The following is a 15416-nucleotide window of genomic DNA, read 5'->3' on the forward strand; positions in this document are numbered from 1 at the left end:
TCAGCTCCGCCCGCTGCGGCACAGCACGAACCCGAGCGGGTTGACCCCGGCCGCCCGCAGCCGCTCGGCGAGCCGGCGCAGGTCGGCCTGGCGGGTGCGGTCCCGTTCGACGACGACCACGGCGGTGCCCTGCCGGGCCACCGCCACGCCCCGCTCGTCGGCCTCGGCGGGCGGGGCGTTGTAGAGCACGAGACGCTGGTCGGCGCCCTGCCGCCAGGTGCCGAACCGCACGGTGCCGGCGCCCACCACCACCTGCTCGTCGCCGCTCACCCGCCCGTTGTCGGTACGGCTGCTGGTCTTGGCGACTCGGGGCAGGGTGAGGGTGGCCTCCGGGTCGGTCGAGGCTCGGGCGCCGATCGGATGTGGGGAGGGACGTCGGGTGATGACCTCGGTGGGACCGTCGTCGGTGTCGGTGTCGGTTGGGGCGGTGCGGGGTTTGGGCACGGCGGGTCGGGTCGGGTCGATGGCCGCGGGCAACCGGCCCCGGTCGGTGAGCACCGTGGACCGCAGCCGGTCGAGCCGGCCGCTGTCGTCGGCCACGAACACCTCCCGCCCGGCCACGGCGAGGGCTACCGCGAGCCCGGCGGTGATCGCGGTGGCGTCCTCCCGGGCGGTCACCACGGCGACCCGGGCGGGCTCGCGTACCCGCTCGGCGACGGCCATCGCCACGTAGCGGATGTCGGCGTCGACCGCCCGGCCACGTAGCCGGGCGCGACGGACGGTGCCCAGCAGCGGCAGGCCGGTGCTGTCCCGCGCATCGGCCACGCTGCGAATGCGCCGGTCGGCCGACTCCCACAGGAAGGCGAGCACCAGACCGATCACCGTCCCACCGAGCAGCCCACCGGCGAGCAGCATCGACGAGCTGCCGGCGGTGGTGGCCAACGCCTGCTCGGCGCTGCGGGTGACCCAGCCCGGGTTCACGTCGACCGCCGCGATCTCCGTCCGGGCGGAGCTGAGCTGGGTGAGCTGGTTGTTGATGCCGCCGAGTTCGGCGACGGCGGCTTCGGCGGCGGCAGCGTCCCGGGCGTTGTTGATCCGGCGCTGCACGGTGTTGCGCTGGGCGACGATCTTCTCGATGCTCTCGTCGTACGAGTTCAGCATCTCCTCGCGCTGCTTCTCGTACATCCCGCGCCGGATGTCCAGGTAGCTCTGCGCGGCCAGGTTGGCACCCGCCACCGCCCGTTCGGCGTCGCCGGCCTGGTAGATGAAGCGCAGGATCTGGCCACCGGCGGGCACCTCGACCTCAAGGGCGTCGCGTACCGTGCGCTGGTCCGAATCGAAGGTCGCGGCCAGCTTCCCGACGACCTCCGTGCCGGTGGCGATCCCGCTCTCCACGTTCATGTTCACCGCCCGGTCGGCGGCGGCGCCGCTGGGTGTGAAGGCGTCGGTGACCACCGGCCGCACCGCCACCACCGCGCTCGCCGTCACCGAGGCCGGTGCCACCAGCAGGTAGCCGACCGCGGCGAGCAGTCCGCAGAGGGCCACCGCCGCGACCAACCGGATCCGGTGCAGCGGTACCCGCACCACGTCGGTGATGGTGACGCTGCGGGAGGTCGACGCGGTGGTTGGGCCGTCTCCGGTCCAGGCGCTGGGCGCGGCATCAGTCATGGAACTTCTTCGCTATCTGTTGTGGATTGCCGATCACCACGACCCCGGGCGGGACGTCGGCGCGGACCACCGTCGCGGCACCCACGACGCTGTCCCGGCCGATCCGCACCCCCTTCATCACCAACGCGTGCGCACCGATCCACACGTTGTCCTCGACGGTGATCGGCGCTCGGGTGGCCGCTGTGGGCGGGTCGTGACGGCGATCGGGGGCCAGGTTGTGGAAGTCGTTGTCGAGCAGTTCGCAGTCCGACAGCAGGCACCGGTCGCCGATGGTCACCGAGGTCCAGGTGCCGATCCAGGTCGCGTTGAGCAGACAGTCGGCGCCGACGCGTACCTCACCGGGCCCGGCGAAGCGGACCAACTTGTTCAGGCGGGTGTGCGCACCGATGCTGACCCGCACCCCGCGACGCAGCCGGATCCGGCCACGGATCTCCACCCCCGCGCCCAGTTGCAGGCGCGGGTAGCGCAGCCGGTACCAGCCACGCTTGACCGCGAAGACGGTACGCACGACGAGTCCACGTCGGATGCTGGACAACGAGCCTCCCCACTTCCTCGGGTCGGCGCGGGTTGCCCCGCGCCGACCCGAGGTGAACAAACTACCGAGGATTCGTTACGAACGGTGAACGCTAGGGCACCGAAAAGAACATCGACGCAGTCGACCAGGTCAGCTCCGGCGTGGCTTCCGCGATGAGCGTCGACGCGGTGCCGTCGACCGTGGCGGTCGGCGCCAGGGTCGGATCGAACGGCACGCTGCGCAGCGAGCCATTCGTCGCCCCGTAGACGATCTTTCCGTCCACCCAGGCCATGCCGCGTACCGCCGACCAGGTCACACCCGTGCTGGGCAGGACGAACTCGGTGGCACCCAGGTAGCTGCCGTCGATCTCGAAGTAGCGGTAGTAGAGGTTGTTGGCACCGCTGCGGGTGTAGTACAGCCGACCGTCGAGGTAGAACGCTCCGGTCAGCAGGGCCGGGTTGTACCAGTCGTTGTAGCCGGACGCCTCCCAGGAGCCACCGATCGTGTTGCCGTTGAACAGCGACACGTCGATCCGGCTGCCGGTCGGTGTGCCGGAAACCACATGGGACCAGTAGATCCGGTCGTCGACCAGCCAGGTCGCGCCCGCGTCGGTGTAGTTCGGCTGGCTGATCGGGGTGGCGTTGGCGGCGTCGACGGTGGCGCCGTCGAACGGCACCTTCGCCACCTCACCGGGGCCGACGTTCAGGTGGAGGTGCCCGCTGCTCCCCGTGGGCGGATTCTTCGGGATGATCGTGCGCCCACCGCTGATCGGGAACACGCCGAGCCGGCCGTGGTACTCGTTGCCCATGCCGTCCGAGTTGTGTCCGAAGTAGAGCCCGGCGTTGCCCCGCCACAGCACCGGCACCGCGGACCCCCACGAGCTGGCCCCGGAGGGCAGGTCGGAGCCGCCGCTGCGGCGCGGGTTCCAGTTCACCGGCATGCCGGTGGCCGGGGTGACCGCGGCGATGCCCAGCCGGTCGATGGCGCCGTTGCCGGCCCGGTCGCTGGCGTTCGGGTTGTTCAGCCAGCGGAAGTGCCCGCCGAGGTAGATGATGTTGTCGGCCACCTCGACCGAGGTGATGGTGTCGTTACCGGTGAAGTTCACCCAGGTGGCGACCTGGCTGGGGCCCCGGTGGGCGGTCTCGAAACGGACCAGCGCGTCGCAGTAGGCGCTCGGCCAGCCCGACCCGCCGTTGGTGCCGACGACGAACCAGGTGCCGTCGCCACCGAAGCGAACGTCCTGCACGTAGTGCACGAATGTCGCCGGGTTGGCGCACGGCGCGACGAACCGCTCCGAGCTCCAGTCGATGACGCTGGGCGTGCCCGTGAGGTCGACCAGCGCGATCTGGTTACGCGGCAGGTCGTTGACGTAGAGGAAGTTGCCGCCGACGACGAGGGTGCCGCCGTCCGGAGAGACGTCGATGGTCCAGGCGTACATGCTGGTGCCGTGCCGGCCGACGCTGGTGTTGATGTCGAAGGTCGCGTCGATCTCGCCGGTCGTCGCGTCCAGCCGGCCCAGCCCGGAGTGCGCGGTGCCGTTTAGCCAGTTGAAGGCCCCGGCCACGTAGAGCCAGTTGCCGTGCAGCACCAGGTCACGCACGGTGCCGCCGTCGGAGCGACCGGCCCAGCTGTCGATGATCATCCCGGTGGACGGTTCGAGTGCCACCAGGTTCTTGCGGGACACGCCGTTGACGTTCTTGAAGGCCCCGCCGACGATCAGGGTGCCGCCCGGGCCGGCGATGAGCGAGTTGACCGCGCCGTCGAGCACCGGCAGGAAGGCCGTCGAGATCGTCCCGGTGGTGCGGTCGTACGCGAAGAGATAGCTGCGGGAGATCCAGGCCGAACTGGCCGTCTGACGGATCTGCGTGAAACTGCCCCCGACGTAGACCGTGTTGCCGATCTCGGCGAAGGCGCGAGCCTCACCGTTGCGGGCGTGCGGAGTCTGGTCGGCCGGATCGGTCGAGACCAGAGTGGCCGGCTCGGGTACCGGTACCACGGCTGCGGCCGCTGCGGTGGGCACGGAAAACACGGCCGCGACGGTCACCAACGCGACAGCCGCGGCCGGGAGTCGAAGCCGACGGGTGGAACGCCACGACAAGGAGTATCTGGGCACGCTGCGCCTCCAGAGTGGACGAGAATGCACGTAGCGTGCCCGGTCCACGCTGGAGGGCGGCATCCGCCGATTGGGCGGAGGGTGGATCAGGAAACGGACAACCTCAGCGACGGTCGGATTTCCGACAGTCGCTGCGGCGGCCCGCTTCCGCGGCTCAGCTCACCTTGGCTCAGCGGCTCCCTCCCGTCGGTTGCCGCAGGTAGCTGTCCCGTCCTGCGGCGGCGAATCCGGCCACCGCCGCCGCGTTCTGATTCATCATCATGTTGCAGGTGCTCGTGGTCTTCGTCATGCCGGCCGAGTTGAAGTAGACCGCTGCCTTGATCTTCGGATGGGCCTTCAGCGCCGCCGGGAACTCCTCGAACCAGCGTCGCTTCGCGTTCGGATCCGCAGCGTTCATGTTGGTGCCGAACTCGGCCAGCATCCGGGGCTTGCCCGCGCCGATGCCGTTCTGGTCGAGCCACCTGTAGAAGGAGCCGATGGTGGTGCTGGGGCTCTTCCAGACGGTGCTGCCGTTGCAGACGTGGAAGTTGTACGGGTCCCAGGCCACCCAGTCGACGTAGCGGTCACCGGGATAGAGCCCGGCGTACCTGTCGTAGTGACCGGACCAACCCATCATCGTCCACACCCAGACGGCGTTGTCCGCCTTGGCGTCGGCGAACCGGTCGTGCACGTACCGCCAGGCCCGGACGAAGTCCGCGTCGCTGCCCTTGGCCGGCTCGTCCTCCGGCTCGTGGTCGAACCCGATGAAGACCGGCTGGCCGATCGCCCGGATCCGTCCGGCGACCGCGTCGATCGTCGCGTCGTACCGCCCGCTGTAAACGTCCTTCCAGGTCAGCACCGTACCCGAGGAAAAGATCCGACTCTCCCAGGCGAAGAACATGAGCCTTCCCTCGCGCATCTGTTGCTGCTGGAACTCGTCGGGGAAGGCACCGTTGCTGCCGGTGTTGGAGAAGTCGTGATAGCGGTGGACGATGTCGAACTTCCGCCCGACCTGCTTCTCCACGTCACTGACGGCCTTGCCGTGATCCCATCCGGCGGCGGCGTTCGTCGGCGAGTACATCCCCCACCAGGCACCGCAGCCGGGGACCAGCTTCGCCGAGACCGTTCCGCACTTGCCCGACTCCGGTGGCGGCGGTGTGGTGGTGGGGCTGGGCCGGGCGGGCGACGGGCTCACGCTGGGCGAGACGGTCGGCGAGGCCGGAGGACGGCTGGCGGTGACCGTCGGCGAGGGCGCGACGCTGGGTGAGGCCGACGGCGGCCGGATGCCCACGCCGTCGTAGCTGATCGTCAGGCTCGGCCGCAGATCGGGGTTACGGTTCTCGCCGGAAGCCCAGTAGATCCGGGTGTCCAACCCGGCCTGCGCCAGCGACAGGGTCCAGATGCCGTTACCGGTGACCAGGCCCGAGACATCCCACTCGTTGAAGCCCTTGGCGACGCCGGTGACCGTGTCCAGCGCCGCGCCCAGCGGCGTCGGCATCGGACGGGCCGCGCGGGCGTCGAGTCGGGACTCGTGCGCGGTGACCGTCGCCTGGAACTTCTGCCAGGCGTGTACGCGCAGCGTGGCCCGTACGTTCATCGCGTTCGCCGGCAGCTTGGTGACCAGGAAGGTCAGCACCGCCTCGCGGGCGCCACGCGGGTTGCCGTCGCAGGGCGCGGGACACGTCGCGAGCGTGGTCTTGACGCTGTTGTCACCGTCCTGGGGCACCGCCGTGGCGGTGGTGTCGGCCACCACCGCGATCGACAGGCCGTCATCGGCGAGCAGCGGCACCATGGTCGCGCCGAGCCCTAGCACCACAGTGGTGCCGATGACGCCGAGCATCACGGCCTTACGCCGGCCGCCACGACGCGGGATCATACGGTGCAGTCCGCGACTGGTCACGGATACTCCTCGTGTCTTCGACGATAACGCTGAGCAGCGTATCCGCGTACACAACGGAGCGTGCGAATGACGGCAGGACCTAAGCGCGTCTTAAAACTCACCTAAGACACTCCTACGCCTCCCACCCCACCCCCGCCCCGCCCCCACCTCACCCGACTCCATTGATCATGAAGTTCACGGCGGGTTGCCGGTCGGCGCAGCACCATCACGTCGCTCACCGCCACCAGCACACGAGATCTTGGAACGTTTCCGTTATTCGCTAACGCAAACTTTCCAAGATCTCGGCAGATCGCCCCGGCGGCCGGGAGCGGACCGCGGGGCGAGCGGTGCCGGCGGTGCAGGCGGCTGGCGGGCGGCGCCGGCGAGCGGGCGGTGGGGCGAGCGGCGACCGGAGCGGGGCGAGCGGCGACCGGAGCGGGGCGGCGGGGCGGGCGGCGGCTCGCGGGCGGCGAGGGTCCCGGCACGCCTCGCCGCGTTGGGTACCGTCACCTTGAGCCGGACAAGGCCGCCGGCCGGCGGGAGATCAGGTACCGGCGCGGGTGGCGGCGGTGAGGGCGGCGGCCATTGCCGAGCGGGGGGCGGGTGCGCCGGTGAACTGCTCGAACTGGCCGATCGCCTGGGCCAGCAGCAGGTCGAGGCCGGAAACGATCCGACAGCCGGCGGCTTCGGCGGCGGCGGCCAGCGGGGTCGGCCACGGGTCGTAGATCGCGTCGAAGACCACCGTGCCGGCTCGCCAGGGCACCCTGCCGGCAAGTTCGTCGGCGGCCCCCTTCGGCACCGTGGAGATCAGCACATCGACACCGGCCAGCCCCGAAGCCTCGGACCACGCCGCCGCCGGCCACGGTGCGCCGATCATCGTCACGCCGAGCGCCGCCGCGACCGGTTCCAGTTCGGCGAGCGCCGCCGGGCGGCGGGCGATCACGGTCACTGCGGCCGCGTGCAGCCGGGCCGCCGCCGCGAGGGCCGCCCGGGCGGTACCGCCCGCGCCGAGCACGGTGACTGTGGCACCGGGGCGTACGCCCGCCTCGGTCAGCACCTCGACCATGCCGCTGACGTCGGTGTTGTCGGCGTACCAGGTGCCGTCGGGTCGGCGTACCAACGTGTTGGCCGCACCCACGGCGGCGGCGACCGGCGAGACCTCGGCGGCCACCGCGAGCGCCGCCTCCTTGCCCGGCATGGTCACCGACAGCCCGGCCCACTCCGGGCCCAGGCCGGTGACCAGGGCCGGCAGCTCCGCCGCCGCGCACTCGATTTGGGTGTACGACCAGCCGGTCAACCCGGCGGCGGCGTACCCGGCATTGTGGATCACCGGGGAGAGCGAATGGGCGATCGGTTTGCCCAGCACCGCCGCCCGGTGCGCCGCTGGCCCGTGCACCGACGCCTCGGGCACCGATGCTGCACGCCCCGACGCCGCAGGCACTGACGCGGCGCTCCCTGACTCAGCCACGATCGCTCCTCAGCAGCATGCACACCTGTCGCCTAACATCCAACAATGTCTGACAGCAGTCTGCGGCACCGCAAGGGCGAGATCACCCTCACCGTCCGAGGCGCCGACCGGCAGCCGCTCGCCGACCAGGTGGTGACGGTCGCCCAGGACCGGCACTCCTTCGCCTTCGGCAACATCGGTTTCGACTTCGTCAACCTGGTGGGCGGGCCCGGCCCGGCGGGGACCACGGACGTCGAGAGCTTCGGCGGGACCGACCACCTGGAGCTGGACCGGCTGGGTGAGCTGTGGCTGAACCTGTTCAACACCGCGACCCTGCCGTTCTACTGGGGTCGCTACGAGCCGCGGCGCGGTGCGCCCGACACCGAACGTCTCACCGCCACGGCACGGTGGCTGGCCGAACGGGGCGTCGCCGTCAAGGGCCATCCGCTGGTCTGGCACACCGTGCAGCCGTCGTGGCTGCTCGGTCTGGACCTCGACGAGGTCGAAGGGCTGCTGCGGGCCCGCGTCCGCGATGTGGCCGGTGGATTCGCCGGCCTCATCGACACCTGGGACGCGATAAACGAGGCGGTCATCATGCCCGTCTTCGACAACGGCGAGAACGCCATCACCCCGCTGGCTCGGGCGCGCGGACGCATCCACCTGGTGCGGTTGGCGTTCGAGGAGGCCCGGGCGGCCAACCCGGCGGCCACCCTGGTGCTCAACGACTTCGACCTCAGCTCGGCGTACGAATGCCTCATCGAGGGTGTTCTCGAAGCCGGCGTCCGCATCGACGCGATCGGCTTGCAGACCCACATGCACCAGGGCTACCGGGGCGAGGAGTACATGCAGCAGATGCTCGACCGGTTCGCCCGGTACGGGCTGCCACTGCACCTGACCGAGACCACCCTGGTCTCCGGGCACCTGATGCCGCCCGAGATCGAGGACCTGAACGACTACCAGATCCCGCACTGGCCCAGCACGCCGGAGGGCGAGGCGCGACAGGCCGAGGAAATCGTCCGGCACTACCGTTCGCTGCTCGCTCACCCGGCGGTCCAGTCGATCAACTACTGGGGGCTCACCGACCGGGGTGCGTGGCTCGGCGCGCCCGCCGGACTGGTCCGCGCCGACGGCAGCCCGAAGCCGGCGTACGACGCGCTGGCAGCGCTGGTCAAGGGCGAGTGGTGGCTGCCGCCGACGGACCTGCGCACCGGAGCGGACGGCACCGTAACCGTCGAGGGCTTCCTCGGCGACTACACCGTCTCCGTCGGGGACCGCACCGCACGCTTCACCATCGACGCCACCGACACCACGACCACCCTCGACCTGGCCTGAACGCCGGGTCGCCACGTCGGTGACCGGGTCTTCACCCGGTCACCGTGTCTCAGCAGCGCTCAGATGATGCCGGCTTCCCGGGCCTTGGCCTCGTTCTTCAGGTGGTCGTCGTAGGTCTCCGCGAAGGCGGAGTTGCCCTCCTTGTCGACCGCCACGAAGAACAGCCAGTCGCCGACCGGCGGATCCATCGCCCCCTCAAGGGCTTCCTTGCCGGGGTTGTTGATCGGCGTGGGGATCATGCCGCGTAGCTTGCGGTTGTACGGATTATCCGGATTGTCCAGGTCGCTCTGGGTCATCTGGCCGGACGTCTTCGTCTTCTGCCCCGTCAACTCCAGGTAGTAGTTGACGGTGACGTCCATCTCCAGGCAGCCACAGTCGAAGTTGCCCCGGTACACCCGGTTGTAGGCGACCCGGGCGACCTTGCCGAGGTCCTTCTTGGTGCCAGCCTCTGCCTGGGCCAGCGAAGCCACGATCAGCGCCTCGTACGGGGAGATCCCGCCGCGCTCCTCCTGCACCCGGTCGGCGAACTCCATCTCGCCGGTGACGGTGAGGAAGTGGTCGACCATCTGGCCGAGGATGGCCTCGGCGGTGGCGTCCGGCGGGATTTCGTAGGTGTCCGGGAAGAGAAAGCCCTCGATCGACTTCTTCGGCTTCTTGCCGTCCTCCCGCTTGAACCACCAGTCCGGTACGCCGAGCTTCTCCGGGTCCTTCGCGGCGGTCTCGAACTCCTTCACCGGAATTTCGGTGTGATCGCTGAGCAGCTTGAAGATGCTCTTCGCGGTCCGCCCCTCGGGAATGGTGAGCCCGTTGACCACCCGGTTCTTCGGGTCGAGCATCGCGGCCAGGGCCAGCTCACCGCTCATCTGCTTGCGCAGCTTGTAGGTCCCGGGTTGGACGTTGCGGCTGCGGGAATTCTCGTCGGCCGCCTCGATGAACGCCTTGGTGCTCTTGATCACACCGGCGTCGTACAGCGCCACGGCCATGTCGGCGAGGAACGCGCCCTGCGGAATCTGGACGGTCACCTCCTCGGTGCCGCCGCCGTCGTAGTCGGGCGTGACGAAGTAGCTCTGGATCCGGTCGAAGCCGTAGAAGGCGCCCCCGCCGATGCTGCCGAGCAGCACGACGGCCAGCAGCAGGGCCAGAACGGTCTTGCCCCGCCCACCACCGGACCGGCCGCCCTTACGGCGGCCACGGCGGTGCTTGCCCTTCTCCCCCCGCTCCTGCTCGTCGAACCCGAGGTCCAGCTCGTCCATCATTGCGTCCGCCTCCGCTGCGCATCCAGCCAGCTCTGCAGAATTTCCACGGCGGCGGCCTGGTCGACCACCGCCCGTTGTCTCTTCCCCCGGACACCACGCTCGGCAAGCCTACGGCTCGCCACGACCGTGGACATCCTCTCGTCGGTGAGCGTCACCGGGACCGGAGTTATCACATCGGCCAGTTGTCGAGCGTACGCCTTCACGTGCTCCGCCGCCGGGCCATGTTTGCCGGCCAGATTGACCGGAAGGCCCACCACCACCTCGACTGCCTCATGTTCGGCGACCAGCGCGGCGAGTTCGGTGACGTCCGACGGCACCGCATCTGACCTGGGGTTCTGCTCCCGCGCGAGGGTGACCAGCGGGGTGGCCAGAACCCCGTGCGGATCGGACCGGGAGACCCCGATCCGGACCTGCCCGACGTCCACGCCGAGCCGTACCCCACGGGGCGAGTCGCTCACGCCGCGTCACCTCCCCCGACAAACGCGTCAGGGCGGACCGCGCCGGTCCGCCCTGATCCGCTGCGCTGACGACTCACGCGTCGGCGAGCGCCCGCTCGACCGTGAGCAACAGTCGAGGCACCTCCGACTCGGGCAGCCCGCCGCCCTGGGCCAGCTCGGGGCTGCCGCCGCCACGACCGGAGAACGCCGCCTTGACCAACTCGTTCGCGGCGATGCCCCGGCTGCGGGCGGCCGGGTTCACCGCCACCACCAGCGACGCCTTGCCGTTGGCTCGGGCGGCCACCGCGACCACCCCGGGCCGGGACGCGTCGATCCGGCCCCGGATCTCCTGGGCGAGGGTACGCACGTCGTTGCCGGCCGCCCCCTCGGGCGCCTCGGTGCCCACGTAGGCGACCCCGTGCACGTCCTTGGCCTGGGCAGCGAGGGCCGCCGCGCCACCGAGCACCAGCTGCGCGCGTAGCTTCTCCAGCTCCTTCTCCGCGTCGCGCAGCTGGGTGACCGTCTGCTCGACCCGGTCGGCGACCTGCTCGGAGGGGACGCGGTACAGCTCGGCGAGGCGGGACACCAGCAGGTGCTCGCGGGCCAGGAAGTTGAACGCGTCCATCCCGACCAGCGCCTCGACCCGGCGTACGCCGGAACCGATCGACGACTCGGAAAGGATCTTGACCAGACCGAGCTGACCGGAGCGGGCCACGTGGGTGCCGCCACAGAGTTCGCGGGCGTAGTCACCGACCTCGACCACCCGGACATGCTCGCCGTACTTCTCGCCGAAGAGCGCCATGGCACCGATGCGCCGCGCCTCCTCCAGTGAGGTGATGAACGCGTGCACCTCCAGGTCGGCCAGCAGCACCTCGTTGACCTGCTGCTCCACGTCCCGCAGCACGCTGGGCGCCACCCCGGTGGCGGTGTTGAAGTCGAAGCGCAGCCGGCCGGGCGCGTTCAACGAGCCGGCCTGGGTGGCGGACTCGCCGAGGAAGTTACGCATCGTCTGGTGCACCAGGTGGGTGGCGGTGTGCGACCGGGAGATCGCCCGCCGCCGGCTGGTGTCGATCTCCGCGTAGCCGGTCTCCCCCGCGCGCACCTCGCCGCGCAGCACCCGGGCCCGGTGCACGATCAGCCCCGGCACCGGCTGCTGCACGTCGAGGACCTCGACCTGGCCGCCGCCCACCGTGATCATGCCGAGGTCGGGCTGCTGGCCACCGCCCTCGGCGTAGAACGGGGTGGTGTCGAGCACCAGCTCGATGGTGTCGCCCTCGACGGCCGCCGCGCGCGCGCCGTCGGTGCCGAGCACCGCGCGGACCGTCGACTCGCGGGCCGTCTCGGTGTAGCCGGTGAAGGTCACCGGACCGCCGGCGTCAAGCACCGACCGGTACGCCGACAGGTCGGTGTGCCCGGTCTTGCGCGCCTGCGCGTCGGCCTTCGCGCGGGCCCGCTGGTCGGCCATCAGCCGGCGGAAGCCCTCCTGGTCGACGGTGAGCCCCTGCTCAGCGGCGATCTCCAGGGTCAGGTCGATCGGGAAGCCGTACGTGTCGTGCAGCTGGAACGCCTGCTCCCCCGACAGCGCGCCGCCCCCGGAACTGCGGGTCTGCGTGATCGCGGTGTCCAGGATCGTCGTACCGGCCCGCAACGTGGCCAGGAACGCATCCTCCTCGGCGTACGCGTACGCCGAGATCCGGTCGAAGTCCGCCGCCAGCTCCGGGTAGGACGGCGCCATGCAGTCCCGCGCCACCGGCAGCAGCTCCGGCAGCGCCCGCTCCTGCCAGCCGAGCAGCCGCACCGACCGGATCGCCCGACGCATGATCCGCCGCAGCACGTACCCGCGACCCTCGTTGGACGGGGTCACCCCGTCACCGATGAGCATCAACGCGGTACGCACGTGGTCGGCGATCACCCGCAGCCGCACGTCGTCCGGGTGTGACTGGTTGGCGGCGTGGCCCGAGTGCGCGCCGTACCGCTTGCCGGTCAGCTCGGCCGCACGGTCCAGGATCGGGCGAACCTCGTCGATCTCGTAGAGGTTGTCGACACCCTGCAGGATCGACGCCATCCGCTCCAGGCCCATGCCGGTGTCGATGTTCTTCGCCGGCAGCTCACCAAGGATCGGGAAGTTCTCCTTGTCGGTGCCCGGGCCCCGCTCGAACTGCATGAACACGAGGTTCCAGAACTCCAGGTACCGGTCCTCGTCGACCTCCGGGCCACCCTCCGCGCCGTAGGCCGGGCCCCGGTCGTAGTACAGCTCCGAGCACGGGCCGCACGGGCCGGGGATGCCCATGGACCAGAAGTTGTCCTTCTTGCCCCGGCGCACGATGCGCTCGTCGGGCACCCCGGTACGACGCCAGATGTCGTACGCCTCGTCGTCGTCGAGGTAGACCGTCGCCCAGATCCGCTCCGGATCCAGCCCGAACCCACCGGCCTCGACCGACTTCGTGGCCAGTTCCCAGGCGAGCGGGATCGCCCCGTCCTTGAAGTAGTCGCCGAAGGAGAAGTTTCCGTTCATCTGGAAGAACGTCCCGTGCCGGCTGGTCTTGCCGACCTCGTCGATGTCCGGCGTACGGATGCACTTCTGGACGCTGACCGCGCGCCGGTACGGCGGCGTCTGCTGACCCAGGAAGTAGGGGACGAACTGCACCATGCCGGCGTTGACGAACAGCAGGTTCGGGTCGCTGATGGCGGGCAGCGGAGCGGACGGCACCACGGTGTGACCGTTCGCCTCGAAGTGGGCGAGATACCGCCGCTTGATCTCCGCCGTCTTCATCGCTGGTGTTCCTCCGGAAAGATCTCTCGGTCGCCGACACGCGGGTCCTCCCGCAACTCGGCGAACTGGTCGTCGAACGCCTCGCCCTGGGCGAACGCCTCGTGGATCTCGTGCTCCCGCTCGGCCATCCCGGCGCGTACGTCCGCCACGAAGCTACGCAGTTCCTCGACAAGTCCGCCAGCGGATTGCGACAGGTTGTCGGCGATGCCGGCCGGGGTGTACGCGTGCGCGGCGCGGGTCGCCTTGCGCACCACCACCACACCGACGGCCAGCCCGATGCCCAGCCAGAAAAGACGCCTCATGCTCGTACCTCCCGGGTGCCCTCGGGGTCAGCGGTTCCCGCGCCGGGCGGCGCGCCGCTGAGCCTTGATGGTGTCCCGCACCTCGCGCTCGGTCTCGGCGTGCCGGCGGGTGGCGGCGGCCTTGCGCACGCCGTACCCGAACGCGGCCACCTTGACCAGCGGGTTGGCCGCGGCGGCGGAGACCACGGTGACCAGGTTGGCGACGTTGGCGCTGATGTTCTGCGCGTGACCGGTCATCGTGTCGACCTTGGCCAGTTGGAGGTTGACCCCGTCGATCGAGGTCTGGACCTGCTCCAACGTCACGTTGACGTTGCGTACCGTGGTGTTGACGTCACCGAGCAGGGGCCCCGTCCGGTCGTTGAGGTCGTTGATCATGCGGGTGGTGGCGTCCACGGTGTGTCGCAGACGCAGGATGGGCAGCGTCAGGATCAGCACCAGCATCGCGAACGCGATCGCCGCGATCAGCGCCGCGACCTCCAAAAAGCCCACGCCAGTCCTCCTCAAACTGTGCCGTCGGGGCGCAGCGCCCCGAGCCGCACGACCGTCTCGCCCACGTCAACGTCGAGTGCCCGGCCGACCGCCGGTCACCACCAGCACCTGACCCTACCGTCCGTGATGACGATCGGCTCAGGACGGTGGTGACGGCGTCAGGTCGCTCAACGGGTCATCGGTAAGTGTCGGGAAGGGATCCTCACCGGTGAGCGAGGGATCGGTGCTCGGCTGTGGCCGCGTCCGCTCGTCGTCGATCGCGTTGCGCACCTTCACCGACACCAACGATCCGGGGCACTCCTGCGCCGCGGTGGACGGGTCGGGAGCCGGCACCACCGCGGGCTCGCCGTCCACGGGTGGCGGCACGCAGGTCCGTTCCCGTACCCAGAGGTCGAGGGTGAGCTCGTCCCGCCGCCAGCAGGTGTAGCTGCCCTTCTCCTCCTGCTCCGGGCAGTAGTTGGGCGTCCACCGCTGCCAACCGTCGCGGGTCAGCGCGGCCTCGTACGCCTGGGCCGTCTCGTCCGGCGACCGGTCGGAGGTGGCGGTCCGTTCCCGCAACCGGCAGTCGAGCAGGCACCACTGGCTGCCGCTGACGTCATCGACCGGTTCGACCGAGGCCCAGGACGGCACCTCCAGTTCGTCAAGCGAGGCGAAGACCGGATCCCGGTTCATCGTCTGCACCCCGAAGAACGCGGGGAGAACGCCGAGCAGGAGGACACTGGCCAGCACCAGCACGGCGGCGCGCAGCCGCGGGGAACCTGGCGCCTGGCGGCGCGACTCGCCACCGTCGCCGGTCTGGTCGCCCTCGGGCCGGTCGACGTCGGCGGCCGGCGGCACCTCGGCACGTCGGGCCGTCGGCTCCGCCCCGGGATGCCCGGCCGGATCAGCCGGTGCCACGGCAGCCGCGGCGCGGGCCACCGCCGGAGCCTCACCGCCGCGCCCGGGAGGCACCGGCGGAGGCCCGGAGGGTTCGGGACGCGCCGGATGCCGGTGCGGTGGCGTGGCCCGGCCGGCGAGCCGGTCCTCCGGTCGAACCGGGGCGCCGGCTCGAGCCGTGACCGGCGGACCGATCGGACCGGTGCCGGCACCTCGGACGGGGTCAGCCGGGCCACCGCCGGCGGAGCCGGCATCGGGCCGGTGCGGGCCAACATCGGGCCGGTGCGGGCCAACATCGGGCCGGTGCGGGCCGCGGGCGGGGCCGGACGGCGGGCCGCCCGGGCGACCGGCCGGACCGTCGGGGCGGGCCGCACCACGCGGCGGAACCCCCGGCGCACCACCGGGCCGCGC

General features: G+C 70.6%; 13 protein-coding genes. 2 read left to right on the forward strand and 11 right to left on the reverse strand.

The window, feature by feature from the left end:
- The 5 genes from Vse01_RS25855 to Vse01_RS25875 all read right to left on the reverse strand — a co-directional run bounded on the left by Vse01_RS25855 (window position 1) and on the right by Vse01_RS25875 (window position 7459).
- A complete protein-coding gene (locus Vse01_RS25855; protein ID WP_093404377.1) occupies window positions 1-1608 on the reverse strand; it encodes a lipopolysaccharide biosynthesis protein in 1608 nt (535 codons plus the stop codon).
- On the reverse strand, window positions 1601-2143 hold the full coding sequence (locus tag Vse01_RS25860; protein ID WP_093404380.1) for an acyltransferase: 543 nt from the start codon (window positions 2141-2143) through the stop codon (window positions 1601-1603). Before Vse01_RS25860 ends, Vse01_RS25855 begins: the two co-directional genes overlap by 8 nt.
- A gap of 91 nt (window positions 2144-2234) precedes the next feature.
- Window positions 2235-4220: a hypothetical protein gene (locus Vse01_RS25865; RefSeq protein WP_093404382.1), complete on the reverse strand. Its 1986-nt coding sequence runs from the start codon at window positions 4218-4220 to the stop codon at window positions 2235-2237.
- Window positions 4221-4404: 184 nt separating this feature from the next.
- Complete coding sequence (locus Vse01_RS25870) at window positions 4405-6114, reverse strand: glycosyl hydrolase (protein ID WP_093404385.1); 1710 nt, start codon at window positions 6112-6114, stop codon at window positions 4405-4407.
- Window positions 6115-6637: 523 nt separating this feature from the next.
- Window positions 6638-7459 carry a shikimate dehydrogenase gene (locus Vse01_RS25875; RefSeq protein WP_093404810.1) on the reverse strand — a complete coding sequence of 274 codons (822 nt, stop codon included), beginning with the start codon at window positions 7457-7459 and terminating at the stop codon, window positions 6638-6640.
- 147 nt (window positions 7460-7606) lie between these two features.
- Here Vse01_RS25875 and Vse01_RS25880 point away from each other — a divergent pair, with 147 nt between their 5' ends.
- The gene (locus Vse01_RS25880; protein WP_093404388.1) at window positions 7607-8872 is read left to right on the forward strand and encodes an endo-1,4-beta-xylanase; all 1266 of its coding nucleotides are present in this window, start codon (window positions 7607-7609) and stop codon (window positions 8870-8872) included.
- A 59-nt stretch (window positions 8873-8931) separates the two neighbouring features.
- On the opposite strand, the gene mltG is transcribed toward Vse01_RS25880, so the two are convergent.
- The 6 genes from mltG to Vse01_RS25910 all read right to left on the reverse strand — a co-directional run bounded on the left by mltG (window position 8932) and on the right by Vse01_RS25910 (window position 14966).
- Window positions 8932-10128 carry an endolytic transglycosylase MltG gene (mltG, locus tag Vse01_RS25885; RefSeq protein ID WP_093404391.1) on the reverse strand — a complete coding sequence of 399 codons (1197 nt, stop codon included), beginning with the start codon at window positions 10126-10128 and terminating at the stop codon, window positions 8932-8934.
- Window positions 10125-10586 carry a Holliday junction resolvase RuvX gene (gene ruvX, locus Vse01_RS25890; protein WP_093404394.1) on the reverse strand — a complete coding sequence of 154 codons (462 nt, stop codon included), beginning with the start codon at window positions 10584-10586 and terminating at the stop codon, window positions 10125-10127. The genes mltG and ruvX overlap by 4 nt, the downstream gene beginning before the upstream one ends.
- A 73-nt stretch (window positions 10587-10659) precedes the next feature.
- Window positions 10660-13338 (reverse strand): alanine--tRNA ligase, encoded by a 2679-nt coding sequence (gene alaS, locus Vse01_RS25895; protein WP_093404397.1) that lies wholly within the window; start codon window positions 13336-13338, stop codon window positions 10660-10662.
- The gene (locus Vse01_RS25900; RefSeq protein WP_093404399.1) at window positions 13335-13640 is read right to left on the reverse strand and encodes a hypothetical protein; all 306 of its coding nucleotides are present in this window, start codon (window positions 13638-13640) and stop codon (window positions 13335-13337) included. Before Vse01_RS25900 ends, alaS begins: the two co-directional genes overlap by 4 nt.
- A gap of 27 nt (window positions 13641-13667) precedes the next feature.
- Entirely contained in the window at window positions 13668-14129 is a 462-nt protein-coding gene (locus Vse01_RS25905; protein ID WP_093404402.1) for a DUF948 domain-containing protein, read from the reverse strand.
- A gap of 138 nt (window positions 14130-14267) precedes the next feature.
- Window positions 14268-14966 carry a hypothetical protein gene (locus Vse01_RS25910; RefSeq protein ID WP_373870721.1) on the reverse strand — a complete coding sequence of 233 codons (699 nt, stop codon included), beginning with the start codon at window positions 14964-14966 and terminating at the stop codon, window positions 14268-14270.
- A gap of 147 nt (window positions 14967-15113) precedes the next feature.
- Between Vse01_RS25910 and Vse01_RS25915 the strand changes: the two genes are divergently transcribed.
- Window positions 15114-15416: hypothetical protein (locus Vse01_RS25915; protein ID WP_204019265.1), on the forward strand; the 303-nt coding region annotated here is incomplete at its 3' end.

Origin of the sequence: Micromonospora sediminimaris (genome assembly GCF_016863575.1) — a bacterium.
Classification (GTDB): domain Bacteria; phylum Actinomycetota; class Actinomycetes; order Mycobacteriales; family Micromonosporaceae; genus Micromonospora; species Micromonospora sediminimaris.